A 24,529-nucleotide genomic window follows, 5' to 3' on the forward strand; every position below is an offset into this window, starting at 1 on the left:
ACACCTCCCGGGTGGTCGAAAATCTCAATCAATGCTTGCCGTAATGCTGCTCCAGCACCTTTTCGTCGATGCGCTCCAGCTCCTCGCGGGGCAGGATGGACAAAAGCCGCCAGCCCAGATCCAAACTCTGGTCAATGGTGCGGTCCTCATCGGCGCCCTGACCCAGGAACTCATGCTCGAAGTGGTTGCCGAAATCCAGATACAGCTTGTCGGTGGTGGACAGCTCTTCCTCGCCGATGACGCTGGCCAGACCGCGGGCATCCGACACCTTTGCATAGCTGGCAAACAGCTGGTTGGACACGTCGGCATGATCCTCGCGGGTAAAGCCCTTGCCGATGCCGTCCTTCATCAGACGGGACAGGCTGGGCAGCACGCTGATGGGCGGATAAATGCCCTGCTGGTCCAGGTACCGGTCCAGAACGATCTGTCCTTCGGTGATATAACCTGTAAGGTCCGGAATCGGATGGGTGATATCGTCGTTGGGCATGGTGAGAATGGGGATCTGGGTCACGCTGCCTTCGCGCCCTTCAATGACGCCGGCCCGTTCGTACAGGCTGGCGAAGTCGGAGTACAAATAACCCGGATAGCCCTTTCGGCCGGGAATCTCGCCTTTGGAGGAAGAGAACTCGCGCAGCGCTTCGGCGTAACTGGTCATGTCCGTCATGACCACCAGCACGTGCATATTCTGTTCAAACGCCAGATACTCCGCCGCAGTCAGCGCGCAGCGCGGCGTCAGAATACGCTCGATAATGGGGTCTGAAGACAGGTTCAAAAACATGGTCACGCGGCTGAGCGCGCCGGACTCTTCAAAGCTGCGGCGGAAGTATTCAGCCACGTCCTTTGTGACGCCCATGGCGCAGAACACGATGCCGAAGTTTTCGGTTTTTTCGCCGCTCAGCTTGGCCTGCCGCACGATCTGGGCAGCCAGCTTGTTGTGGCTCATGCCGGAACCGGAGAAAATGGGCAGCTTCTGGCCGCGGATCAGTGTGATCAGCGTATCGATGGAAGAGATGCCCGTGCGGATGTAGTTGCGGGGATACGAACGGGACACCGGGTTGATGGCGCTGCCGTTGATGTCATCAAAACGGCTGGCAAACACCGGGCCCAGGCCGTCAATGGGTTCGCCCGCGCCGTTGAAAATGCGGCCCACAATTTCGGGGGCCAGCGCCAGGCGCATGGGTTCGCCGGTAAAACGGGTGGAAGTGCCGGACAGCGTCAGACCGTTGGTGCCTGCAAACACCTGCACCACCGCGCGCTTTCCTTCCAGGGCCACCACGCGGCCCGTGCGCACGCCGTCTTTTGTTTTGATCTCCACCATTTCCTCATAGCTGGCATTTTCCACGCCGTCAATGGCGACCAGCGGGCCGTTGATATCGCTCAGCCCCAAATATTCCATGGCCATGGCAGATCACTTCCCTTCCGCTTTCGCCGCATTCAGCGGCTTCTGTTTTTCCAGCAGCTCGGCGCACATCGCGTCCAGCTCCTGATTGTACTGTCCGAACATTTCAGGCTTGTCGTTGGGGATCTCATACTTCACTTTGATGAGCTTGTCGAACAGGCCCGCCTCGCTCATAGCGCTGACCGGCACGCCGGCGCCCACCAGCTCCACAGCCCGGTCATACAGGTGAAGAATGGCCTCCATCATCCACATCTGCTTGGACAGCGGCACATACGTATCGTTTTTGTGGAACGCATTCTGCTGCAAGAAGCCCACGCGGATCACACGGGCCACTTCCAGCGTGACTTTCTGCGAGTCGGGCAGCACGTCGGAGCCGATCAGCTTGACGATCTCCATCAGCTTGTTCTCCTCGCTGAGCAGGCCCAGCATCCGGCCGCGCATTTTGCAGAAGTCCTCGCCCACATTGGCGATGTAATAGGGGTCCAGATCCTCGTAATATTCGCTGTAACTGATGGTCCAGTTGATGGCGGGATAGTGCCGGGCATAGGCCAGGCTTTTGTCCAGCGCCAAAAAGCAGCGCACAAAACGCTTGGTGTTCTGGGTGACCGGCTCGGAGAAGTCAGACCCCTGCGGCGACACCGCGCCGATGACCGACACGCTGCCGGTGCTGCCGTTCAGATTCTTCACGCAGCCGGCGCGCTCGTAAAAGGCCGCCAGACGGCTGGGAAGATAGGCCGGGAAGCCCTCTTCTGCGGGCATTTCCTCCAGGCGGCCGGAAATCTCACGCAGAGCCTCGGCCCAGCGGGAGGTGGAGTCGGCCATCATGGCCACATCGTAGCCCATATCGCGGTAGTATTCGGCCAGCGTGATGCCTGTGTAAATGGACGCTTCACGGGCGGCCACAGGCATGTTGGATGTGTTGGCAATCAGCACTGTGCGCTGGGTCATGGGTTTGCCGCTCTTGGGGTCTTCCAGCTCCCGGAACTCGTTCAAAACCTGGGTCATCTCGTTGCCGCGCTCGCCGCAGCCCACATAGATGATGATATCGGCGTCGCACCATTTGGCCAGCTGGTGCTGGGTCATGGTCTTGCCGGTGCCGAAACCGCCGGGAATGGCGGCCACGCCGCCCTTGGCAATGGGAAACAGCGTGTCGATGACGCGCTGACCGGTGATCAGCGGACGGCCGATCACCTCACGGTCCTGCACAGGGCGGGGCACACGAATGGGCCAGCGCTGTGCCAGACACAGCGTTTTTTCCTCCCCTTCGGGGGTCTTCACTTTGCAGATGGGGTCCGTCACCGTATAGGCGCCGTCCTCCGCCGCCCAGATGACCGTGCCGGACACATCGGGCGGGACCATGCTCTTATGGGTGATGATGCTGGTTTCCGGGCACGTGGCGATCACATCGCCGCCCCGCACACTGGCGCCGGGCTTTACCGTGACGGTCACGTCCCATTTGCGGGTCTCGTCCAGACTGCTCACATGGACACCGGTGGCAATGAAGGCACCGTTCTTCTCGGCAATTTCGCCCAGGGGGCGCTCGATGCCGTCGAAGATGTTCTCCATGATGCCGGGTCCCAGCGTGGCGGACAGAGGTGCGCCGGTCCCTTTGACCGGCTCGCCCACCGACAGGCCCGTGGTGTTCTCGTACACCTGAATGGTGGTCCGGTCATCGCTGACATGGATGACCTCACCGATCAGGCCCGCGTTGCCCACGTAGACCATTTCCATCATGCCGAAGCTGTCCGTGTCACGCACCGTGACGACAGGCCCGTTGATCGAATAGATCGTATCTTTCATAGGCTGCTCCTAACTATCTGTACTGTAAATGGGCGTCTCACTCGACGCGCAGGCCGCACCGGCCCAGAAACGCGGTGCGCTGTGCACGGATGGCATCATCCAGCGTCTCGTCGAACAAACGCCGTCCGGTGCGCAGCTTTGCGCCGCCGAACCGAATCTCCCGGTCCGCCTGCACCTGGCAGCCGGGCAGGGCTTTTTCCAGCGCGGGCTGCAGCCGTGCCAGATCCTGCGGCCGCACCTGTACCACACAGCCGGGCTGAACATCGGCCTGATGGCACAGCATGGTTTTCACCACGCCGTCCACATAGGCCGGCGTGTCCACATAAACCGCCAGGTTCTCTTCCAGCTCGGCAAACAAAGCGTTTACCAGCTGGCCGCGATACCCCAGCAGCTTCTTTCGATTTTCCTGGCGCGCCGCGGCCATCTCACGCCCCAGCTTGGCCCGGGCTTCCGCCCGGTAGGCCTCCAGCGGATCCGTGCGCTGCACGCCCACAATGGAAGCGTACTTCTGATCTGCCTGGACCTTGGCCTCGGCGAGAATGGCCTCGGCCTGCTGGCGGGCGGCATCCAGAACCGAATCAGAAAACTGCGCAAAGGACTGCCCGTTTTCCGAAATCTTCTGCGCGGTGCGCTCCAGTTCCACGTTTTTCTTACTCATTCCCGTCACCTCAAATCTTCACGCCCACCGCCTCAGAGATGTAGCGCCGTATGCTGTCTCCGGGGTTGGTGTCGCTGTGCCGGTCCGGCATTTCCACGATCAGCGGGCGCTTGCGGTTCAGTTTGTAGGCGAACACCACGTCCGCGCACTTGGCCACAAGTTTGTCCGTGATCAGCACCAGACCGATCTCGGGGTCGGCGCAGGCTTTCTCCAGCGCCTGGTTCATTTCCTCCGGCTCATGCACCACAACGCCGCGCACGCCCACCAGGCGCATGCCGGCCAGGGTGTCTACGTTGTCGCTGATGAGAAAATATTTCATGGAACTTACACCTTCGTCCAGATCAGGATGGCAACCAGCATGCCGTACAGAGCAATACCTTCGCCCAAAGCAACAAAGATCAGCGCTTTACCGAAGCTCTTGGGGTCTTCCGTCAGCGCGCCGATGGCAGCGGGAGCGCCCGCGCCCACGGCGATGCCGGAACCGATGGCGGCAATGCCCATGGCCAGCGCGGCAGCCAGCAGACCCAGGCCCTGGTTGATGTCCGGCGCAGCGGCCGCGGCGGTGGCGTCCTCAGCGAACGCGACGCTGGAAAGCGCGCAGGCCAGCACAAACACGGCCAGCAGAACCACAAATGTACGAGCGGCTTTTTTCAGTTTCTGATTTTTCATAATGTGTCTCCATTCTGCCGCAAAAGGCGGCGTGTAATAATCTATGAGATCAAATCCGGCACCGGCCGGATAGGATGGCGTCAGCCTTCGCTTTGGGCGCCGTTCAGCCGAACGCGCAGCGGGTCAAAGGGACGGCCGGTGGCGTCAAAGAAGCGGCTGAACATTTCGTAAAATTCAAGACGCAGCACCTGAATGCCCACAAACAGGCCTTCCAGTGCCATGACGAACAGGTTGCCCACCAGAACGATGAGCCAGTACAGCAGCGGATTGGTGGTCATATCGCTGAGGGTGAACACCATGGTCATCATGCCTGCATGGGCCAGCGCAAAGCCGCCCACACGCAAAAAGCTCATGGTATTGGATGCAAAACTGAGCAGTGCGTCAAACACTTCGAAGAAACCGTTCATAAAGATCTCGCCCACGGTCTCCTCCACCGGTTTGCCCTCGATGCGCGCACAGATGAACTCGGAGAAGTAAATGCACAGGAACGGCACCACCAGGCACAGCACATAAAATACGGGAGTGCAGATAAACGGGATGTCGTACCCCAGCGCCAGTTCCACCAGCGTGGCCAGCAGGCTGAAGTAGAACACCAGGCCCGCGACGCCATTGACCGAAAAGATTGCCTCGGCAATATGACCTCTGCGGATGCAGGACAGAATGCCCGTGAACATAGCTGCCGCGATCAGGAAAATACCCGCGATCACGCTGGAAACCAAAAGCACGATGATGCTGTTGGGTTCCAGAACATCCATGGGTTTTTCCGCAAATCCCAGCATCCGGTAGAAGCCGTCCAGCGCGTGTTCAAAGCCAAAGATGCTGCCGTATACAAAGCCGAACAGGGTGGAGAAAATACTGCAGCGGGACAGCACCAGACCGATTTGCATGTGCATTTTTTTGTACATCACAAGATAGCCGATCAGCCCCAGCAGAATGCCCTGGCCCACATCGCCGAACATGATGCCGAACAGCACCGCGTAGGTGATGGCCACAAAACCCGTGGGATCCAGATCCCCGTATTCCGGCAGGCCGTACATGTCCACAAACATTTCGAAGGGGCGGAACAGCCAGTTGTTTTTCAGCTTCACCGGCGGCTTGCGGTCGGGCGGGGTCTCGGCGTCCTCCAGCTCGCTGTCCCGGCACAGGCGAACGCCCGGGAGAATGGCCAGCGCGTTCTTTACGTGCTCCACTTCATCGCAGGGGACATAGCCGCTGATGTAATAGGTGTGCTCCAGTACGATCACGTATTTGTACATGTCGTAAATCTGCGATTCATAGTTCAGCCATGCGGCACAGCGGCGCAGATATTCCAGCATTTTCGCATCCGCCAGCTGGGCGTTGTTTTTCAATTCCTTCTGGCGCTCGCGCAGTTCGTTTTCCTCGGTGATGATCTGTGCGATGGCGTCCTGAGGCGTGCCGTGCACGAAGTCCGGCACCCACACACGCTCGAAATACAGCGAGGCGAAAATATCGTCCACTTCGTGCGCCTTGTCTTCCGGAACAAAATACATGCCCCAATAGTACTCGCCGTCAAAATCATACTCGTGGAAGGTGAACGAATGTTCTTCATAATAAGGAAGCTTGATAAAGCTGTCCTTGGGCAGACGGCCGAAACGCACCTTCAGATATTTGCAGCTGAAAATCTCATCGATGCTGGTCTGCAGGCCGGTCAGATGGTACAGCTGCGCCTTGGTCTGCTCATAGGTGGCAAGCTTGGCGTTGATCTCCGTTTCCATCCGGTTGCGCTCGGCCACCTGCGCGGCAAGCTTTTCCACTGTCTGGCGCACCTCGTCGTACTCGAACATCCGACCATCGTAAGCCAGCAGCGCATTGTCCTGTCCCAGGTCCTTGATCAGTCCCAGCGTCTGGTTCAGCAAAGGCGTATACTTGTTCTCCGCCTGCCCGGTGGCCGCATTGATGCTCTCGGCCACGTCGTCCGGCTGGAAACATGCGGCGCGCGCCAGAACTTCCAGCGTAGCCTGCGGATCACGCTCGGGGCCGTAGATGTTGACATGTTCCATTTTTACCATGCCCATGTTATGGCACCTCGTTTCTTATCTTGATTGCGTATCAAAACGGGCGTTTCAATACTTGAGGAACGCATTGATCTGCGCGGCCGGCAGACCGTAGCGCACGCCTTCAATGATATTAATAATGTTGCTGCGCTGAATATCCGCCAGACACAGCGTGGCAGCCAGCACCGTCTGCGGCGTGCAGGAAAAATGCAGCAAACGCTCCGCCGCATGGTACAGCGCCCGGTCCGCCTCAATGTCCGAGGGTCTCTCCAGGTCCGCCGTGCGCTCGCCGTACACCGCTTTGGCCCGGGAGTCATTGTACAGCCGCAAGAACTCGTTCAGATCACGGGCATTGGCCATCTCATACAGTTTCCGGAGCGGCAGAATATAGCTGACATTCAAAAGCAGCGCGCGAATCCTCTGCGGCGGCAGCTGCGTATTGTAAAACGCTTTGGCGCGGTACAGCAGATCCAGATTGTAGATCTCCGCCTGCTGAAGGAACAGACGCTTGGTATCCTGCCGGGTGTGGCCGGGAATACTGCGGTCGATCTGCCGGATGACCGTGGTATAGTAGTAGTCCCAGAACGCATGCTCACACAGCAGGTAGTCGGGCAGTTTGCCCCGGGGCGGCATCACAGACGCCAGCACCTTTGCGTAGGGCGTTCCCGCAACCACCGGCACACACTCCTCAATGGTTTCCGCCTTGGCCAGCTTCAGCAGGCTGAAACTGGTTTTGCTTGCCAAAAAGCCCGGCAGCTGCACGATGTAATGGTGGCGGAAGCCCATGCTTAACAGTCGGATCTTGGCCAGAAGTTCGGTGATCTCGCAGCGCATCAGAAAATACGTGCCGAAGCTTCCCTTCTTATACGTATAATGCATCAGCGATTCGTATTTATAAAAAATGTCTTTGCGCAAAGCCTCTTCGATCTGGGCGCGATGCAGATTCATGGGGGAAAGCCCCTTCAGGCTATCGGCAAAATAGGGGTGGTTCTGCAGCGCGGTGGTCACTTCCAGCACGCTGCGCTTGCGCTCCAGCTCGGCGTAGTCGTCCCGCATCAGGCGGCGGGCAGCAATAGCCTTGGCTTTGGGCACAATGGCCAGCGCAGATTGATTCTCCAGCATCCCCGTTCACTCTCCTTTCCCGCGAACAAAACGCCGGAACATTCAGGCCTGTCCGCTCAGCACGCCGTTTTGAAGCTCTTTCAGCCACATTTCGCGCTTCTCTTCAAAGGCTGCATCCAGCGCGTGCTTCGCCTCCAGATAAGCCTTGTCCATTTCATCCCGCTCTTTGCGGGTATCCGCGTCCAGCTGTGCGTCCACCTGTTTTTTACCGGCCTCCAGAGCAGCCTCCCGCTTTTTCAGTTCCTCATTGGCACGTTTTTCCGCACCGGCCAGGATCTCCTTTTTTTCTTCCTGCGCCTGATCGATCAGCGCGCGGGCCTTTCGGTCCGTCTCCATGATCAATTCCACAAAAGCCTCCATGCTGCGGCCCTCCGTTCGATTGCTCCGGCCCGCACGCGAAGCACGCGCAGGCCGGGAAATGGTAATACAACTGTCAAATTTATAACAGGCAATTGATAGGAATAAAATACTCTCTTTTGTCAAAAAATGCAACCCCGTGCCGCGGAGAAAATTTTTCTACGATACCTCGCTTTTTTGTCACAATTCGGTCAATTTTCATCCAGCACACGGCACAACTCCAGCCAGCGGACGTCCTGCTGCCAGAAAATCCGGTCGCCGGAAAAGCCCTCTTCCAGCGCACGGGATACCGCGTATGTATCGCGCACCGGGAACGAGCAAAGCTCACACCGACCCGGGCGGTCCTCCCTTTTTTTCAAAAGATAGTGGGGCCGCAAATGATCCAGCGGGCGCACCAGCCGGATGGAAAAACCCGCGTCCAGATAGCCCGGCAGAAGGCACTCGCCCGTTTTCACCGGCACAGCCGCCGTCCAGGGAGCCTGCGGGTCCAGCTGTGTGCACCGGGCGCAAAGCATACGCAGAAAAGGCGCCATCGCGGCTGCATCCAGCGCCGCCAGCGGAAGGATCTGCCAGGATGCATCAGGGTCAGCGGCATGCAGCGCCCGGCTTTGGGAATTATCCGCATTGGCCGGGCACAGCGCTCCGCACACGGCCAGGCGCTCCTGAAGGAAACCGCCCCACACTTCGCCCTCTTCAAAAACCCGATCCAGACAGGCCGCTGCCCAGGCGCCGTCCCGACGGAACTGACTGTAAAGATACATTGCCGCGGGGATCTCCTGTTTCAGAAGCCGCCGCACGGACAGGTTGTCTCTCTTTTCCATTTGCATATTCAACACCTCGGCTCATTCTATGCGTTTGCCGCGGTGAGTTATTCGCGTTCCGCACTGGATTTTTCCAACCATACAGTATATAATAAAAAAAATACACCTGCGGAGGATTCTCGTTTTATGAAAATTTCCCGTCTCGCATTGCGCAAGCTTTTGCTTGGCGCGGTCCTGCTGCTGGTGGCGGCCGCCATCACCATGTTCATCAAAGAATCGCTGGATACCCAGAATCCGGAGTCTGCTCTGCCGATTCTGACCATTGAATACAACGGCACAGAAGTTCCGCCCAGCCAGGAGGGCTTTTTGTACCGCGCAGGCTATGAATGGAGCTTTTTCACCACGGTGGAACGCCGTGCGCCGCAGCTTGCGGAAAACGACCTGCCCCTGATTCCGCTGGACGTTTCTCCGCAGGCGGAACTGGAGTTGTGCTTTTCAAAGGAACCGTCCAGTATCAAAGTGCTGCGCGCCTCGGGTACGGGGTCGACGGAATTTCTGGAACTGACCGACGCAAGCGACGGCACCTTCAACACACCGACCACCTCGGGTGTTTATGTGTACAAAATTCTGGCCGAGTGGAGCACCCGCGGCTACATTCAATATTATTTCTCCTTAAATGTTCGTTAAAAAAAGAGCCTGTTTTGAAAACAGGCTCTTTTTTTATTACAATTCAGAGTCATCCAGCCGGCGCAGGCTTTTTTGATACGGTGTGCTGGCGCGCAGTGCGCACAGCAGCAGGCTCATTACAAAAGCGGCCGCCACTGTGTCGCTGAGGAAATGCCGCCCCATAATCAGCCGGGACGCCGCCATGCCTGCCACATAGGCCCAGCAGGCAGCCCACACCAGACCGCGGCGCCGGTTCCAGCCCGGCAGAACGTCGCACAGCAGCACCAGCACGAAAATGCCGCAGGCCGCGGCCGTGTGCCCCGAGGGGAAACTGCTTCCGCCGTTCCCGAAAGGTTCCAGCCAGGTGGTGAACGCACTGAAATCCCCCGCCGCCATCATATCGTCAAAGCGGGTTCTGTTCCATACAAGCTTCAGCAAATTGATCAGCACGTTGTCCAGGATCATATACACCACCGACCAGCCCATAGCTGTGTGCAGCCGGCGGCGAAGGCCGTCGCCGCCGCGGACCAGCACCCGCGCCAAAAGCACACCCAGCAGCACCAAAATGGCCCAAACCGCAACCGTGTGCCAGACGGCACCGGGCACACTGCGCTTTTGCAAGTTGCTCAGCGAAGCCCAGAACAGCGCTGCTGCGCCCACCGCCCCCAGCAGCCGGGCCCCTGTGCGAAGCCAGGGCCGTTTCGGGCCGGACAGCCAGAGCCACAGAATTGCCGGAAGATACAGCGGATAATAGCCAAAGCATTCCATCCAAACTGCGGGATAGAACTGCGGTGCATACACCGCGTGATTCAAAGGCAGGTCCCACAGTGCACCTGCGGCCATGCCCAGCACAAACAGAATGATCCCCCACAACCAGGCCCGCGGAAAATGCTTTTCCTGTCTCATTGTTCGCCCTCTTTCTCCGGCCGCAGAAGCTGTTCAAACGCCTGCGCGGCCAATGGTTTTGCAAAATAGTAGCCCTGGAAATCATCACAGCCTCTTTCTTTCAGAAACAGGAACTGCTGTTCCTGCTCCACGCCTTCCGCTGTGACAGACATTCCCAGTGATTTGGCCAGTTCGATGGTGAACCGAATGATTTTATCTCCCCGGGAATTGCCGATCTCATCCACAAAGCTTTTGTCCAGTTTCAAAATATCGAAGGACAGATCCTTCAAACTTGCCATGGAAGAATAACCGGTTCCAAAATCATCCACCAGCACCCGGAAGCCTGCCTGATGCAGCTGACGGATCACATCCCGCATATTTTCCACGTTCTCTACGGCGGCGCTTTCGGTCACTTCGAACTGAACCGCCCAGGGCGGCAGCCCCGCCTGCCGGAACATTTCCCGGCAGCGAATGGCATAATCCTTTTGATACAGCCGCGCGCGGGACAGATTGACCGAGACGGGAACGATGGCCCGCCCCTGCTTCCTCCAGGCAGTCTGCTGACGGACGACCGCCTCCAGCATATAATCGTCCAGACGGGAGATCCATCCGTTTTGCTCGCAAAGAGGAATGAAGCGGCCGGGCGGGAGCAAAGTACCATCGCAGTTCCAGCGCACCAGTGCTTCCGCGCCGGTGACGGTCGTTCCGTCCGGCCCGAATTTGGGCTGATAATACGGTATAAATTCCCTGTTGAGAAATGCGCCGTCCAGCCGGCTTTCGATCTGCTGCAGTTCCCGGGTGGCATCGCGCATCGCCTGGTCATAAAAAGCACAGAAGCCCTGCCGCGTGCGCACCATTTTGGAGGCGGTCAGCGCCTGGTTGTAGACCTTTTCCCACTCAAAATCTTTTTCTTCCAGTTCATAAACGCCGATGGCCGGCATCACATTGGGACGGTTTGCGTCCTGAGATACATCCAAAAGCACCTGTGCCACTTCCTCGGCGCGTGTCTCCAACTGTGCGGGATCGTCGTATTTCCACAGTGCCACAAAATGGTCGGCGGTACGGCGGGCAGCCACCTCGCCGGTCCGAATGCTGCTCAGCCAGACAGACCACACCTGCCGCAGCACACGATTGCCCTCTTCCACGCCAAAAATACTGTTGATGCGTTTGAAATTCTGCAAATCCAGCACCACACAGGCCAACTTTCCATGGGGCTGCTTCAGCTGCTCGTCCGCCTCTTGACAAAATTTTGCAAAATTGTACCCGCCGGTCAGCGGATCGGCGTACGCCAGTTCCATCAAACGCCGTTTCTGACGGGCGCGGGTGCCGGACAGCACTGCCGCACCTGCCAGAAAGGAAACTACCAGAATACCAATCAGCAGATGATTGGCCCCAAGCACCGGCGCAGTGCGCGCCTCCAGAACTTCCGAAGGCACCACATTCAGCAGATACCAGTCGTTGATTCCCAGCAGCATGTAGTAGCCGTATCGCCTGCCGTCCCGCTCAAATTCCACCATGCCGCTGCCGCCCCGGGCCATATCCTTCTGCATGACCTCCACCGCCTGCAGGTTCCGCTCGGATACCGCAGGCAGCATTTGGAACAGATTCTCGTAAATATTGTTCCGTGAGACCACAATTGTCCCGTCCGATTCAATCACATAGGAATAGCCTTTTCCCTGAAAGGACGGCACGTCCAGCAGTGTGCGGAACTGGCGGGTGCTGTAGACGGCGAACAGTACGCCCACCGGCTCCTGGTTCTCCACAAGCGGCACAGCATAGACATTGATCCACATTCCGTCGGTGCTGTCCTTCACCGGTGCGGTCAGCACTTTTTCATTTTCCATGGCCGCCAGAAAGAAGTCCCGCTGGCCCACCTGAATCACGCGGCTGTCGGTGGTGAAGGCTGTTCCGTCCGCCGTGGCAATGCCCATTCGTTTAAAACCGTACATCTTTACCAAGGGCATCAGAGAACGAACACCCGCCTCCGGCTGATCAGCCCCGGCGGAGACGATCTGCTGTGCAACACCTTGCAGAAGCTGCCGCTTGGCCTCTACTTCCTGACGCAAAACCAGGCGGCTCTGCGCAGCGACGTCTTCCAGTGCATGGCCGATCTGATTTGCCATCTGATGCTGAATAAATACGGTATAGCCGTACAGGCACGCCGCCAGAACACAGCCGTAGAAGGCCAGACAGATGGCTGTCAGCCGCAGAAGTTTGTCGCGCTTCATGTCCTCCCCCTCCTCCCAAGTCTGTTTTCATCATCATACCATACGAAAAAAAGCACCGTCCACACCGACCGCCAAAAAAATTTGAACAAGTTGTGAAAACTGACCGCTTTCCGTTGACTTTTCCTTAAAAATCTCCTATGATACTTTGGTACATTAATCATTAGCTTTCCTAACTATTAGGCAACGAAAGGAAGTTCTGTCTTGAAAAAGGACGTATCGCAGACCACACGGCTGTTCACTGTGATGGACCATATGCGCCGTGTCTGGCAAAATCTTCGTCCGTGCCCCGATCTGACCAAAGCGCAGTTTGGCACTTTGATGGTGCTGGCCAATGGCGGAAAAAAGCCCGGACCCGAAGACCCGCACCCTTGTCTGCCCGGACGGCCGGTGATGAGCCTGTCTGCGGTGGCGGCCGCTATGGGGCAGAGCCTTCCGTCCATCAGTCAGCGCATCAGCGCCCTGGAGGGCATGGGATATGTGGAGCGTGTGCCCGACCCGTCCGACCGGCGGGTATCCGGCATCCGCATCAGTGCCAGCGGCATCTCTCTGCTGGAACAGGCCAAAAGCGATCTGGGCGCACGCATCAATGCCGCCATCGACACCCTGGGCGGCGAAAATCTTGAATTGCTGCTGAATCTGCTGGAGCAATTTGCGGCCGCGCTGGATGCAGCAGCTGAAGAAGAAACTGGAGGAGTGAACGAAACATGTTGAAACTGAAGCGGTATATGAAGCCATATCTCGGGTTTCTGTTGGCCGCGGTCCTTCTGCTGTTCGGCCAGGCGATGCTGGAGCTGGAACTGCCCAATATGATGAGCAACATTGTAAACATCGGCATTCAGCAGGGCGGCATTACCCAGGCCGCGCCCGACGCCATCGACGCTGACGCCATGGCGCTGATGAAGCAGTTCATGTCCACAGAGGATCAGGCGGTAGTGGACGAAGCCTACAGTCTCTTCGACAGCCTGGCGGACACCGACAAGCTGTACAAAACCTATCCCGAGGCGGACGGAACCACCTTGGCTCTGACCGGAGACGGCAGCGCAGCCTCCGGCGCGTTCAGCCGTGCCTCTTACGCGCTTCTGCAGGTGTTGGAGCAGGTGGGTTCGCAAAGCGGACAGAGCTTTGGCGACGCTGATTCCAAAACCATGGACCTGTCCAGAATGAATGAGCTGCTTCCCCTGCTGCAGCAGTTGCCCCGGCAGGTGGTGGACGATGCCATTGCCGCTTCGGCCGCCACACCGGACATGATGCTGGAGCAGACAGCCGCCGTATTCACCAAAAGCTTTTACGTGCAGCTGGGCGCGGACACCGACGCCATCCAGAACCGTTACATCTTCAGTACCGGCGCGAAAATGCTGGGGCTGGCCATTTTGCTCACAGCCTGCGCCATTGGCGCAGGGTTCTGCCTTGCCCGTATGGGTGCAGGCGTGGGCCGCGACCTGCGCCATGCCGTATTTGAGCGCGTGACCCATTTCAACAACGCGGAGATGGACCAGTTTTCCACCGCCAGCCTGATCACCCGCACCACCAACGACATCACCCAGGTGCAAACATTCCTTTCCATGGGCCTGCGCATGATGTGCTTTGCCCCCATCATGGGCATTGGCGGCCTGATCATGGGCCTGTCCAAATGCGTATCCCTGGCCTGGGTGCTGGCACTGGCATTGATTTTGATGCTGGGCCTGATCCTGATGCTGTTCACGGTGGCGCTGCCCCGCTTTAAAAAGATGCAGCAGCTGGTGGACCGGCTGAACCTGGTCAGCCGTGAGGAGCTGTCCGGCATGATGGTGGTTCGCGCCTTCGCCAACCAGGACTTTATGCAGAAACGTTTTGACAAGGCCAACCGTGATCTGACATCCAACACGCTGTTCGTCAACCGCGCCATGACCATCATGCTGCCGTTCATGATGCTGGTGATGAATGGTGTCTCCCTGCTGATCGTCTGGTTCGGCGGTCATCAGATTGCGGAGAGCAACATGCAGGTGGGCGACATGATGGCCTTCATCCAGTACGCCATGCATGTGATCATGAGTTTCCTGTTCATCAGCATGATGTTCATCATGGTTCCCCGTGCCACCGTCTCGGCCGAGCGTATTTATGAGGTCATCACCACTGAAAGTTCCATCAAGGACCCCGAACAGCCCAAGCATCTGCCCGCCCGGCCCCAGGGCGTCATCCGCTTTGAGGATGTCAGCTTCCGGTACGAAGGGGCGGACGCCAACGTGCTGGAACACATCAGCTTCACCGCAAAACCCGGCGAGACCACTGCGTTCATCGGCTCCACCGGCTCCGGCAAGTCCACGCTGGTCAACCTGGTCCCCCGTTTTTACGATGTGAGCGAGGGCCGTATCACCATCGATGGCATCGATGTGCGTGACCTGACCCAGCATGAGCTGCGCGACGCCATCGGCTATGTGCCGCAGAAGGGCCTGCTGTTCTCCGGAACCGTGGCTTCCAACCTGCGTTATGCCGACGCCGAAGCCAGCGACGAAACGCTGCAGCGCGCCGCGGACGTGGCCCAGGCCACGGAGTTCATCCAGCAGCTGGAAGACGGGTTTGACACCGCCATCAGCCAGGGCGGCACCAACGTTTCCGGCGGACAGCGCCAGCGTCTTTCCATCGCCCGCGCGCTGGTGAAAAAAGCACCTGTGTATATCTTTGACGACACTTTCTCGGCGCTGGACTTCAAGACAGATGCCAAACTACGCAAGGCCCTGGCCGGATACACCGAAAACTCCACCGTGCTGCTGGTGGCACAGCGTGTTTCCACCATCATGCACGCGCAGCAGATCGTTGTTCTGGACGAAGGCCGGGTAGCCGGCATCGGCACCCACAAGGAACTGCTGAAAACCTGCAAAACCTACCGCGAGATCGCGGAAAGTCAGCTTTCAAAGGAGGAATTGGCATAATGGCACACGCTGCACCTCAAGGCCCGCGCCCCGGCGGACGCGGCCCCGGCGCGATGATGCCGGGCGAAAAAGCCAAAGACTTCAAAGGCACCATGAAAAAGCTGCTGGCCTATCTGGGCAAGTTTCTGCCCAGCATCATCCTGGTTTTGGTCTGCGCCGCAGCTTCTACCATTTTTTCCATTTTCGGGCCCAAAATTCTGGGTCAGGCGACCACCAAACTGTTTGAGGGCGTGATCGCGCTTCTCACCGGCACGGGCACCATTGATTTCGATGCCATTGCCCAAATTCTGATATTCCTGCTGTGCCTGTACCTGATCAGTGCTCTGCTGAGTTATGTGCAGGGCTGGGTGATGGCCGGCGTGGCCACCAAACTCAGCTATTCCATGCGTCGGGACATCAGCAACAAAATCGACCGCATGCCCCTGGCCTACTTCGACCGTGTTCAGTCCGGTGAAGTGCTGAGCCGCATCACCAACGACGTGGACACTGTGACCCAGACGCTGAACCAGAGTCTCTCTCAGATCGTCTCCAACGTGACCATGATGGTGGGCGTGCTGTGCATGATGCTTTCCATCAGCCCCATCATGACGCTGGTGGCACTGTGCATTCTGCCCTTCAGCGTGCTGATCGTTATGAACGTGGTCAAACGCAGCCAGCCCTACTTCCAGCAACAGCAGGAATATCTGGGCCATGTGAACGGCCACGTGGAAGAGATGTACGGCGGCCATGTGATTGTCTCCGCCTTCAACGGCGAGGAAGACAGTCTGGCTACTTTTGACAAGCTCAACGAGCGGCTGTACACCTCCGCCTGGAAGAGCCAGTTCCTTTCCGGCATGATGATGCCTCTGATGAACTTTGTAGGCAACCTGGGTTATGTGGGCATCTGCGTGCTGGGCGGCTTCCTGTCTCTGAACGGAACCATCAGCGTAGGCGATATTCAGGCATTTATTCAGTATGTGCGCCAGTTCACCCAGCCCATTAACCAGATCGCCAACATCTCCAATGTGCTGCAGCAGACCGCAGCCGCGGCCGAGCGCGTGTTTGCCTTCCTGGAAGAGGACGAGGAAGCACCCGACACGCAGCAGCCCCTCTCCATGGACGTGGTCAAGGGCGAAGTGGACTTTGCCCATGTGCACTTCGGCTATGTGCCCGAGAAAACCATCATCAACGATTTCTCCGCCATCATCAAGCCGGGCCAGAAGGTGGCCATCGTCGGCCCCACCGGCGCGGGCAAGACCACCATGGTCAAACTGCTGATGCGTTTTTACGACGTATCCGGCGGTGCGATTTTGCTGGACAAATACAATGTGAAGCAGTTCCGGCGCAATGACCTGCGCGACATGTTCGGCATGGTTCTGCAGGACACCTGGCTTTACAACGACACCATTCGTGAAAACATCCGCTACGGCCGGCTGAACGCCACCGACGAAGAAGTGCTGGAAGCGGCCAAGGCCGCCCAGGTGGACCACTTCGTGCGCACCCTGCCCCATGGTTATGACACCGTGCTGAACGAGGACGCCACCAACATCAGCCAGGGCCAGAAGCAGCTTCTGACCATCGCCCGTACCATCATTTCCGAGCCGAAAATTCTGATTTTCGACGAGGCCACCAGCAGCGTGGATACCCGTACGGAAATCGCTATTCAGAAGGCGATGGACCATCTGATGGAGGGCCGCACCAGCTTCATCATCGCTCACCGCCTGTCCACCATCCGCGACGCGGATGTGATCCTGGTCATGCGGGACGGCGACATTGTGGAGACCGGCAACCACGAGGAACTGCTTGCCAAAGGCGGTTTCTATGCCGAGCTGTACAACAGCCAGTTTGCTTCTCCCGACGACGAGGCCGTCTAAAAACCAAACGCCCCGGACTTTGTGTCCGGGGCGTTTTTGCAGCAGGGGTTCCGACAAAAAAGGACCGCTTCCAAAGAAGCGGTCCTTTTTCATGCAAAAGAGAGATTAGCCCTGCTCTTTCATTTTGGCGAAGCACTCGCTGCAGTACACAGGACGGTCCTCGCGGGGTTTGAAGGGCACGCGGGCCTCTTTGCCGCAGGATGCGCACACGGCGGTGAACATCTCGCGGGTGCCACGGGTGGCGTTCTTGCGGGCATCACGGCAAGCTTTGCAGCGCTGCGGCTCGTTCTCAAAGCCACGGCTTGCATAGAACTCCTGCTCACCGGCGGTGAACACGAACTCCTGGCCGCAATCTTTGCATACTAAGGTTTTGTCTTCGAACATAATGGGTATCTCCATTCATTAGTATTTGCCCGCGGAAGGATTTAAACCGACACCTTTGATCTGGGACCAACGCTCTGACTTTAAGCTACTAAGGGCATATAAAAGACGCATCCGCGTCTTAAAAACATTATTTGAGTTTTGCTCGCACACGCTGAAGGGCATTGTCCACGGCTTTTTCGGAAAGATTCAGCCGCGCGCCGATCTCCCCATAGCTGCACCCGTCCAGAAACAGGGCCAGCACCTGCTTTTCCCGCCGGGAAAGCCGGGTCTCAATGCTGTGCAGCATGCTGGAATACGCCTCCTGCGCCTCGGTCTGTTCTTCCGGCCCGGGCGCCGCCTGGCTGTCTTCCAAAGGCACAAACTCATTCAGGGGCGCATGCTTGCGGCGGCTTGCCGCCCGCTGCGCATCCGTGATGGCGTTCTGCACACACACGTTGGCGTACGTGGAAAAGGAAGCTTTGGCGTCGGCGTCATAATTTTCAATGGCATGGAACAGGCCGATCAGCCCTTCCTGCACCGCATCGTCAAAGGCCAGACCCGGACAGACAGCACGGGCTGCCAGCGCACGAATGGCCGGCATCTGCCATGTGATCAGCGCTGCCAGCGCCGGTTCATCGCCCGCGCGAGCACAGCGCAATTTGTGCTTCAGTTCGGAATCTTCCATTTCATTTCCCCGCATACGTGCTACGTTTCCCATTTTACCAGTCATCGTTTAAAAGTCAAGCAAAATCCTGTTTCTGGCAGAACTTTGTTGTATCCTCACAAAGAAAACCCGGCAGCTATTGGGCAAAACTTCCAGTTGTCTGTTCCTGCTGCGGCGACATTTCCCGAACGGTGACGTTTCGGATCCATTTTCCGCTGCGCAGGCGAAAAAACGAGAAGATGGATTTGAACACGCTGTCGCTGCGCAGACACAGGTACACCACGGTGACCGGCATCTTCCAGACCACCCCGGTCAAAAAGCCCAGCGGCAGCGCGATGAGCCACAGGGTGCCGCACTCGTTGTAAAAAGCAAAGCGCGTATCGCCGCCGCCCCGCAGCACGCCCACAATGCACGTCACATCAAAGCCGATGACCAGCTGCAAAAGCGCCAGCTCCCGAATCAGCGACGCGGCCGCCTCCCGGGTCTCGGGCGTGACATGGTAAAAATTCAGGAACAGCGGGCCCACCAGCAGCAGGAACACACAGTTCACCACGCTGACCGCCACCGCCAGCAGCAACAGTGTATTGGCCACTTTCTGCACGCGGGCACGGCTTCCCTCGCCCACGGTCTTGCCTGTGATGACGGCCGCGCCGTTGGCAGCTCCCGAAAGCGTCACAAACGCCAGCTGGTTCAAAATGCCCACAATGCTGTATGCCGCCATAAACACACTGCTGATCTGCCCGATGATCACGCTGATCATGGAGAAGCCCACGCCCCACAGCATCTCATTGCCCAGAACCGGAAGGCTGTGCTCCATGTAGCTGGGCAGCAGATCTCTCTCCCGGTGCAGGCAGTCGCCCAGGCGGAAGCCCACCACCTTCTCGCGGCGGTACATGTACACCAGCACCATGGCCAGCTCGGAGCAGCGGGCGATCACCGTGCCCACGGCAGCGCCCCGCACTTCCAGCCGCGGTGCGCCGAAAGCGCCGAAAATGAACACGTAGTTGAAAAACACATTCACAAAGAAGCTGATGGCATAGATGACCGCGCTGACCTTTACCTGTTCCACCGCCCGCAGGCTCATCATATAGTTGTTGGAAATGCTGTACGGCAGGTAGGAGAACACCACCAGCGTCAGATAGGACACCGCCGCCTGGACGATGGCCTCGTCCTTTGTGTAAAACCGGGCGATGGTTTCCGGAATCAGCAGGCAGATCACCGTCACAGTCAGGGAAGCCACAAACACCAGTTGCATACTGATGCGCATGACTTTCCGGATGCTGGCGGTATCTTTCCGGCCCCAGTACTGGGCGATCAGCACGCCGCCGCCCGAAGAGAGCCCGAAGCCCAGAGACATCAGAATGGCAAAGGGCTGGCCGCCCACATTGGCCGCGCTGATGGCCACGTCTCCAAAACTGCCCAGCATCACGCTGTCCATCATATTCACGCCGAAGCTGATCATGTTCTGCAGCGCGATGGGGATGGAAATGGCAAGCAGCGACGCAAAAAAGCGCCGGTCCAAAATCAAATAGCGTCTCAGTGTCTGTCCCATGCTTATATCCCCTTTATGACTCCTTTTTCTCTCCCTTCGGCTGTTTCATGGTCAGGGAGATTCTCTTTTTGGCCACATCCACGCTCAGCACCCAGACGGTGACCACGTCTCCCACCTTCAACACCTCGCCGGATGGCGGATAAACCGGTTGGAGATCTGGCTGATGTGCACGAGGCCGTCCTGATGGACGCCGATGTCCACGAACGCCCCGAAATCAATGACATTGCGCACGGTGCCCTTCAGTTCCATGCCGGGCACAAGGTCTTTCATATCCATCACATCGGTGCGCAGAAGCGGCTTGGGCAGACTGTCGCGCATGTCCCGCCCCGGGCGCAGGATCTCGGCGATGATGTCCTCCAGGGTGGGCACGCCCACGCCCGTCTGCCGCGCCAGTTCTTCCATGCCCATGGCCCGTGCCTTTTCCGGCAGGGTCTGCACGGCGCTGGTTCCGATGTCCTGTGCCGAAAAGCCGCACAGCTCCAGCAGTTTTTGCGCCGCCTCATAGCTTTCGGGATGAACGGCAGTGGCATCCAGTTTGTTTTTGGCGCCCGGCACCCGCAAAAAGCCCGCGCACTGCTCAAAGGCCTTGGGCCCCAGCTTGGAAACCTTCAAAAGCTGTTTGCGGGTGGTGAAGGCACCGTTTTCCTCCCGGTACTGCACAATGTTTTTGGCTGTGGCCGCCGTCAGGCCGGCCACCCGGTTCAGCAGCGGCGCCGAAGCGGTGTTCAAATCCACGCCCACCGTGTTTACGCAGGCTTCCACCACGCCGTCCAGCGCAGCGGACAACTGGGCCGGGGGCATGTCGTGCTGGTACTGGCCCACACCCACCGCTTTGGGATCGATTTTCACCAGTTCCGCCAGGGGGTCCTGCAGGCGGCGGGCAATGGACACCGCGCTGCGCAGGTTGACGTCATATTCCGGAAATTCTTCAGCAGCCAGCTTGGAGGCGGAGTACACGCTGGCGCCCGCCTCGCTGACCACCATGTAGCTGACCGGACGGTCCAGCTCACTGATGACCTGCGCCGCAAAAATCTCGGTTTCTTTGCTGGCGGTGCCGTTGCCGATGGCGATGATCTCCACTCCGTGCTTTTCAATGAGAGCCTTCACCTTCCGCTTAGCTTCCTCCACGCGCTTGAACTCCGGCACCGGATAGATGACCGCGGTGTCCAGCACTTTTCCGGTGGGGTCCACCACAGCGGTCTTGCAGCCCATGCGATAGCCGGGGTCCAGCCCCATGGCCACCTTGCCTTTGATGGGCGGCTGCAGCAGCAGCTGTTCCAGATTTTTCGAGAATACGCGGATGGCACCCTCGCAGGCTTTTTCCGTCAGACCGGCCCGCACTTCCCGCTCCAGGCTGGGATGGATCAGCCGTGCGTAGGCATCGGCCGCGGCCTCGCGCACCTGCTGGCCGCACAGGGACTGATTTTTCACCGTGCGCCGCAGCACCAGATCCAGCGCGCGGTCGCTCTCCACTTCCACGCTGACTTTCAAAAAGCCCTCGCGCTCGCCCCGGTCCACGGCCAGCACCCGGTGCCCCGCCATTTTGGAGGCCGGCTCGGAATAATCGTAATAACCGGCGTACACGCTGTCCTCGTCCTTCTTGGCCGCCTTGCTGGCGACCCGCGCAGTGGCAGTGTAGAAATTGCGCAGCGCGGCACGGATCTCCGCCGCGTCGGAAATGTTCTCTGCCAGAATATCCCGCGCGCCGGCCAGTGCCGCATCCACATCGGGTACCTCATCCTTGACAAAGTCCGCGGCCAGCAGACGGGGATCGTCGCCGGTGCGCTGTTCGCCGATGCGCAAAGCCAGCGGTTCCAGTCCTCTGGCCTTGGCCATGCTGGCCCTTGTTTTCCGCTTGGGTTTATAGGGGCGGTAGATGTCCTCCACTTCCGCCAGCGTGGCCGCCTTCTCCAAAGCGGCGGCCAGTTCGTCGGTCATGGCGCCCTGCTCGGTAATGGAATTTGCCACGGCGGCCTTCTGGTCATCCAGTTTGCGCAGATAGGAAAGCCGCTCTTCCAGCTGGCGCAGTTTCTGATCGTCCATGCTGCCGGTGGCCTCTTTGCGGTAACGGGCGATGAACGGAATGGTATTTCCCTCGTCGATCAGTTCCACAGCCGCCTGCACACGGGCAGGGTCCAGCTCCAGTTCTTTTGCAATGATCTGTGCGTGTTTTGTCATGGTATTTCCCTCAACTTATTGTTTCTTTTTCCGGCGGCCGGCCAGAACCACGGCTCCGTACACCGCCCAGACGACCAGAGCGGTCACCGAAACGGTGGCGCTGGCGCGCAGACCCGGCGTCTCGTACTGGAATTCGATGGTGCTCTCCCCGGCCGGGCACAGCACCGCGCACATGCCGCCGGAAACCTTCTCCACAGTGACCGGCTCTCCGTTGACGGTGGCACTCCAGCCTTTGTCATAAGGCACGCTGAAGAACACCAGATTGTCCGAAGAAAGTTCGATGGATGCGGTGAAACCGGAGCCATCCGCCTCGAACTGGGTGACGGCTGTGGTGCGGCGCTTGTTCACGTCCCAGACGTACCCGTCATAATCCAGCCCCACCAGATCGTCGTTGGTCACCTGCTCCATCAGATGGCCGTAGGTTTCGGCCTGCTCTTCGCTGAGGCCGATGGCGCGCACCAGCATGTTGGCCCGGTCGGATTCCGACATGGTCATCAGCGTGATCGAATCGCTTTCGCCTTCTTCGTCCCCCATGAGGATGTATTTGTCATAGGCGAAGCCCATGGGCAGTTCATTTTCATTATAATAGTAAGCATAGGTGTCATCCGAGAAGGCATAGGAGTACCCGTAGGAACCGTATTTCTCCTCATACTCGGCGGATTTGTCCAGCGGCATCATCACATACTTGACGCCCAGCAGACCCCGCAGCGCATATTTTTCGTGCTCGGGTTTGGAGGAAACGTCCCGCTTGACACCCAGGTTGGGATAAAACTCCATGATGGAAGGCGACACCGTACTGTTAAAGCACAGAAGCGCCGGGCGTTTCATCCAAAGGCTCAGATTGTCGTAACACTCGTACGTATCCACACGGTAGAAGCTGTCATCCGGCCACTGAATGTTCTGGGCCGCCTCATAGCATTCCGAGCGATAGTCCTTGTCGCCCTCCCACTGGGGGAACTTGCCCAGGCTGATGTGGACCACCGAATAAAACACGGAAAAGCCCAGGATCACCGCCAGCATGATCGTGGTCATCCGCCGGCGCTGATCACCCCAGAAGCGGATCACACCGTACAAAAGCAAAAGCCCCAGGATGGCCGTGAGATACGTGAGCCAGAACTGCGACTGCCGCTGCACCACACCGATGCTCCAGGAGCCGTCCTCTTCTTTGGGCACCAGCGCAAACACCGCGTAGGCCAGCGTGATGGCGGCCACCGGTTTGAAGCCTTTTTTCCAGTCGATGTCCTCATCCTCAAAGGTGTGCATGGTGGCGGCGCACAAAATCAGGATGGGCATATAGTACCAGCGGGCGTAGTAGCTGGAGTTCAGTGCGTAAAACGCCGAGTTCAGCACCGGGACCATGGCCATGAAAAAACAGACCAGCAGAATGCGCTTCCAGGGCGTTTTTTCCCGGCAGCGCAGATAGGCCATGCCGCCCACAAAGCCCACCACCGGCAGATAGGCCGTCATGCTGGTGTGCTTGATGACTGCATCGGTGAAAATGTTGGGCAGATAGGTGGGGTCCGGCGGCAGGAACAGCGAGGTAAAAATGGCAAAATACTGCTGCACCCGGCCGTACAAAAGCAGACCGAACCCGTTGGAGACGTCCACCGTGCGGGGATTGTCCATCAGGCTCAGCGCCGCGGGCCACAGCAGCACGCAGCCCATGGCCACGCCCAGCAGGGATTCAAAGGCCAGCAGGAAAAACTTCTTCGGCCGCCGGATGCGGTAGTCCCGGCAGGAGAGTTTTGCAAAAAAGTAGATGAACAGAAATACGATCTGGCCGGCGAAGAAGAAATAGTTGTTGACCAGATTCAGGGCCACTGTCACCGGGAACAGCGCGTGAACGTCTTCGTACATGTATTTGTCCAGCGCCCACAGCAGCAGCGGGAACAGCGCGATGCAGTCCACAAAATGGTTGAAGAAGGTGTTGTACACCGTGAACCCGGAGAACGCGTACAGACATGCGGCGATCACGGCCCAGCTTTTGGTTTTTGCATAGCGGTGCAGCCACATGTAAGCCGTCAGGCCGCACACGCCGAATTTCAGGATCAACAGCGGAACCATCAAAAAGGGAAGCGTCTTGGCGGGGAACAGCGTGCTCAGCCAGAAAAAGGGCGACCCCAGCAGATAGAAGGAATAAGAGTTCACTGCGGAAGAGCCCAGGTCCGTCTCCCAGCTCCACTGCCCGGCGGAGTTCTTGACAAAGTCGTTCATATAGGCGTAGAACGGGATCTGCTGCGAGTTGAAGTCGCCGCAGTACTGGAACAGCCCCTTGTCAATGACCACAAAGGGCAGATAAATCAGCGCGGCGGTGGCCACGCAGATGAGGAACGTAAACAGATACCCGTTTCCCAGATTTTCACGTTTCAGAGTTTTCATTTGCGCATACTCCCGGTTGTGTTATAATAGCCCCAAAGCCCCCGGCCTGCGCCCGGGGCTCTGTCTGCCTT

General features: G+C 58.3%; 19 protein-coding genes and 1 pseudogene. 4 read left to right on the top strand and 16 right to left on the bottom strand.

What is annotated here, in order from left to right; translation table 11 throughout:
- Positions 1-28: 28 nt before the first annotated feature.
- From ACKTS9_RS06900 to ACKTS9_RS06940, 9 genes are all read right to left on the bottom strand, one after another.
- The gene (locus tag ACKTS9_RS06900) at positions 29-1,402 is read right to left on the bottom strand and encodes a V-type ATP synthase subunit B (protein ID WP_349215123.1); all 1,374 of its coding nucleotides are present in this window, start codon (positions 1,400-1,402) and stop codon (positions 29-31) included.
- Between the two features lie 6 nt (positions 1,403-1,408).
- The gene (locus ACKTS9_RS06905; protein ID WP_349215122.1) at positions 1,409-3,199 is read right to left on the bottom strand and encodes a V-type ATP synthase subunit A; all 1,791 of its coding nucleotides are present in this window, start codon (positions 3,197-3,199) and stop codon (positions 1,409-1,411) included.
- 37 nt (positions 3,200-3,236) lie between these two features.
- Positions 3,237-3,857, bottom strand: coding sequence for a V-type ATP synthase subunit E (locus tag ACKTS9_RS06910; RefSeq protein ID WP_349215121.1), 621 nt, complete (start codon positions 3,855-3,857; stop codon positions 3,237-3,239).
- 10 nt (positions 3,858-3,867) lie between these two features.
- Entirely contained in the window at positions 3,868-4,176 is a 309-nt protein-coding gene (locus ACKTS9_RS06915) for a V-type ATP synthase subunit F (RefSeq protein WP_349215120.1), read from the bottom strand.
- A gap of 5 nt (positions 4,177-4,181) precedes the next feature.
- Entirely contained in the window at positions 4,182-4,526 is a 345-nt protein-coding gene (locus ACKTS9_RS06920; RefSeq protein ID WP_349215119.1) for an ATP synthase subunit C, read from the bottom strand.
- Positions 4,527-4,606: 80 nt separating this feature from the next.
- Positions 4,607-6,562 carry a V-type ATP synthase subunit I gene (locus ACKTS9_RS06925; RefSeq protein WP_407879794.1) on the bottom strand — a complete coding sequence of 652 codons (1,956 nt, stop codon included), beginning with the start codon at positions 6,560-6,562 and terminating at the stop codon, positions 4,607-4,609.
- Positions 6,563-6,610: 48 nt separating this feature from the next.
- Positions 6,611-7,663, bottom strand: a complete 1,053-nt coding sequence (locus tag ACKTS9_RS06930; RefSeq protein WP_407879796.1) for a V-type ATPase subunit — start codon at positions 7,661-7,663, stop codon at positions 6,611-6,613.
- A 42-nt stretch (positions 7,664-7,705) separates the two neighbouring features.
- Positions 7,706-8,023 (bottom strand): hypothetical protein, encoded by a 318-nt coding sequence (locus ACKTS9_RS06935; RefSeq protein WP_349215116.1) that lies wholly within the window; start codon positions 8,021-8,023, stop codon positions 7,706-7,708.
- Positions 8,024-8,211: 188 nt separating this feature from the next.
- Positions 8,212-8,841 carry a hypothetical protein gene (locus ACKTS9_RS06940; protein WP_407879798.1) on the bottom strand — a complete coding sequence of 210 codons (630 nt, stop codon included), beginning with the start codon at positions 8,839-8,841 and terminating at the stop codon, positions 8,212-8,214.
- A gap of 126 nt (positions 8,842-8,967) precedes the next feature.
- On the opposite strand from ACKTS9_RS06940, the gene ACKTS9_RS06945 reads away from it, so the two are divergent.
- Complete coding sequence (locus ACKTS9_RS06945) at positions 8,968-9,468, top strand: hypothetical protein (protein ID WP_407879800.1); 501 nt, start codon at positions 8,968-8,970, stop codon at positions 9,466-9,468.
- Positions 9,469-9,504: 36 nt separating this feature from the next.
- Here the strand turns inward: ACKTS9_RS06945 and ACKTS9_RS06950 are convergent, their stop codons facing one another.
- Both ACKTS9_RS06950 and ACKTS9_RS06955 read right to left on the bottom strand, forming a co-directional pair.
- Positions 9,505-10,353, bottom strand: a complete 849-nt coding sequence (locus ACKTS9_RS06950; protein WP_407879803.1) for a phosphatase PAP2 family protein — start codon at positions 10,351-10,353, stop codon at positions 9,505-9,507.
- Entirely contained in the window at positions 10,350-12,560 is a 2,211-nt protein-coding gene (locus ACKTS9_RS06955) for an EAL domain-containing protein (RefSeq protein ID WP_407879805.1), read from the bottom strand. Before ACKTS9_RS06955 ends, ACKTS9_RS06950 begins: the two co-directional genes overlap by 4 nt.
- 201 nt (positions 12,561-12,761) lie before the next feature.
- Between ACKTS9_RS06955 and ACKTS9_RS06960 the strand changes: the two genes are divergently transcribed.
- From ACKTS9_RS06960 to ACKTS9_RS06970, 3 genes are read left to right on the top strand one after another with little or no spacing between them, the layout of a single operon-like run.
- Positions 12,762-13,271, top strand: a complete 510-nt coding sequence (locus ACKTS9_RS06960; RefSeq protein WP_349215111.1) for a MarR family winged helix-turn-helix transcriptional regulator — start codon at positions 12,762-12,764, stop codon at positions 13,269-13,271.
- A complete protein-coding gene (locus tag ACKTS9_RS06965; RefSeq protein WP_407879808.1) occupies positions 13,265-15,469 on the top strand; it encodes an ABC transporter ATP-binding protein in 2,205 nt (734 codons plus the stop codon). The genes ACKTS9_RS06960 and ACKTS9_RS06965 overlap by 7 nt, the downstream gene beginning before the upstream one ends.
- Positions 15,469-17,322 carry an ABC transporter ATP-binding protein gene (locus ACKTS9_RS06970; protein WP_349215109.1) on the top strand — a complete coding sequence of 618 codons (1,854 nt, stop codon included), beginning with the start codon at positions 15,469-15,471 and terminating at the stop codon, positions 17,320-17,322. Before ACKTS9_RS06965 ends, ACKTS9_RS06970 begins: the two co-directional genes overlap by 1 nt.
- 105 nt (positions 17,323-17,427) lie before the next feature.
- On the opposite strand, the gene ACKTS9_RS06975 is transcribed toward ACKTS9_RS06970, so the two are convergent.
- From ACKTS9_RS06975 to ACKTS9_RS06995, 5 genes and pseudogenes are all read right to left on the bottom strand, one after another.
- Positions 17,428-17,706, bottom strand: a complete 279-nt coding sequence (locus ACKTS9_RS06975; protein ID WP_349215108.1) for a zinc-ribbon domain containing protein — start codon at positions 17,704-17,706, stop codon at positions 17,428-17,430.
- Between the two features lie 127 nt (positions 17,707-17,833).
- Entirely contained in the window at positions 17,834-18,370 is a 537-nt protein-coding gene (locus tag ACKTS9_RS06980) for a sigma-70 family RNA polymerase sigma factor (RefSeq protein ID WP_407879811.1), read from the bottom strand.
- A gap of 115 nt (positions 18,371-18,485) precedes the next feature.
- Positions 18,486-19,901, bottom strand: coding sequence for an MATE family efflux transporter (locus ACKTS9_RS06985; RefSeq protein WP_349215106.1), 1,416 nt, complete (start codon positions 19,899-19,901; stop codon positions 18,486-18,488).
- 13 nt (positions 19,902-19,914) lie between these two features.
- Positions 19,915-22,079: pseudogene (locus ACKTS9_RS06990) on the bottom strand (Tex family protein).
- A gap of 15 nt (positions 22,080-22,094) precedes the next feature.
- Positions 22,095-24,458: a YfhO family protein gene (locus tag ACKTS9_RS06995; RefSeq protein WP_407879814.1), complete on the bottom strand. Its 2,364-nt coding sequence runs from the start codon at positions 24,456-24,458 to the stop codon at positions 22,095-22,097.
- Between the last annotated feature and the right edge of the window lie 71 nt (positions 24,459-24,529).

This window comes from Owariibacterium komagatae, from assembly GCF_045865535.1.
GTDB classification, from domain to species: Bacteria; Bacillota; Clostridia; order Oscillospirales; family Ruminococcaceae; genus Ruthenibacterium; species Ruthenibacterium komagatae.

Coding starts and splice junctions, on each gene's coding strand:
- ACKTS9_RS06900 (WP_349215123.1), bottom strand. CDS start 1,402: ATGGCCATGGAATATTTGGGGCTGAGCGATATCAACGGCCCGCTGGTC.
- ACKTS9_RS06905 (WP_349215122.1), bottom strand. CDS start 3,199: ATGAAAGATACGATCTATTCGATCAACGGGCCTGTCGTCACGGTGCGT.
- ACKTS9_RS06910 (WP_349215121.1), bottom strand. CDS start 3,857: ATGAGTAAGAAAAACGTGGAACTGGAGCGCACCGCGCAGAAGATTTCG.
- ACKTS9_RS06915 (WP_349215120.1), bottom strand. CDS start 4,176: ATGAAATATTTTCTCATCAGCGACAACGTAGACACCCTGGCCGGCATG.
- ACKTS9_RS06920 (WP_349215119.1), bottom strand. CDS start 4,526: ATGAAAAATCAGAAACTGAAAAAAGCCGCTCGTACATTTGTGGTTCTG.
- ACKTS9_RS06925 (WP_407879794.1), bottom strand. CDS start 6,562: ATGGGCATGGTAAAAATGGAACATGTCAACATCTACGGCCCCGAGCGT.
- ACKTS9_RS06930 (WP_407879796.1), bottom strand. CDS start 7,663: ATGCTGGAGAATCAATCTGCGCTGGCCATTGTGCCCAAAGCCAAGGCT.
- ACKTS9_RS06935 (WP_349215116.1), bottom strand. CDS start 8,023: ATGGAGGCTTTTGTGGAATTGATCATGGAGACGGACCGAAAGGCCCGC.
- ACKTS9_RS06940 (WP_407879798.1), bottom strand. CDS start 8,841: ATGGAAAAGAGAGACAACCTGTCCGTGCGGCGGCTTCTGAAACAGGAG.
- ACKTS9_RS06945 (WP_407879800.1), top strand. CDS start 8,968: ATGAAAATTTCCCGTCTCGCATTGCGCAAGCTTTTGCTTGGCGCGGTC.
- ACKTS9_RS06950 (WP_407879803.1), bottom strand. CDS start 10,353: ATGAGACAGGAAAAGCATTTTCCGCGGGCCTGGTTGTGGGGGATCATT.
- ACKTS9_RS06955 (WP_407879805.1), bottom strand. CDS start 12,560: ATGAAGCGCGACAAACTTCTGCGGCTGACAGCCATCTGTCTGGCCTTC.
- ACKTS9_RS06965 (WP_407879808.1), top strand. CDS start 13,265: ATGTTGAAACTGAAGCGGTATATGAAGCCATATCTCGGGTTTCTGTTG.
- ACKTS9_RS06970 (WP_349215109.1), top strand. CDS start 15,469: ATGGCACACGCTGCACCTCAAGGCCCGCGCCCCGGCGGACGCGGCCCC.
- ACKTS9_RS06975 (WP_349215108.1), bottom strand. CDS start 17,706: ATGTTCGAAGACAAAACCTTAGTATGCAAAGATTGCGGCCAGGAGTTC.
- ACKTS9_RS06980 (WP_407879811.1), bottom strand. CDS start 18,370: ATGGAAGATTCCGAACTGAAGCACAAATTGCGCTGTGCTCGCGCGGGC.
- ACKTS9_RS06985 (WP_349215106.1), bottom strand. CDS start 19,901: ATGGGACAGACACTGAGACGCTATTTGATTTTGGACCGGCGCTTTTTT.
- ACKTS9_RS06995 (WP_407879814.1), bottom strand. CDS start 24,458: ATGAAAACTCTGAAACGTGAAAATCTGGGAAACGGGTATCTGTTTACG.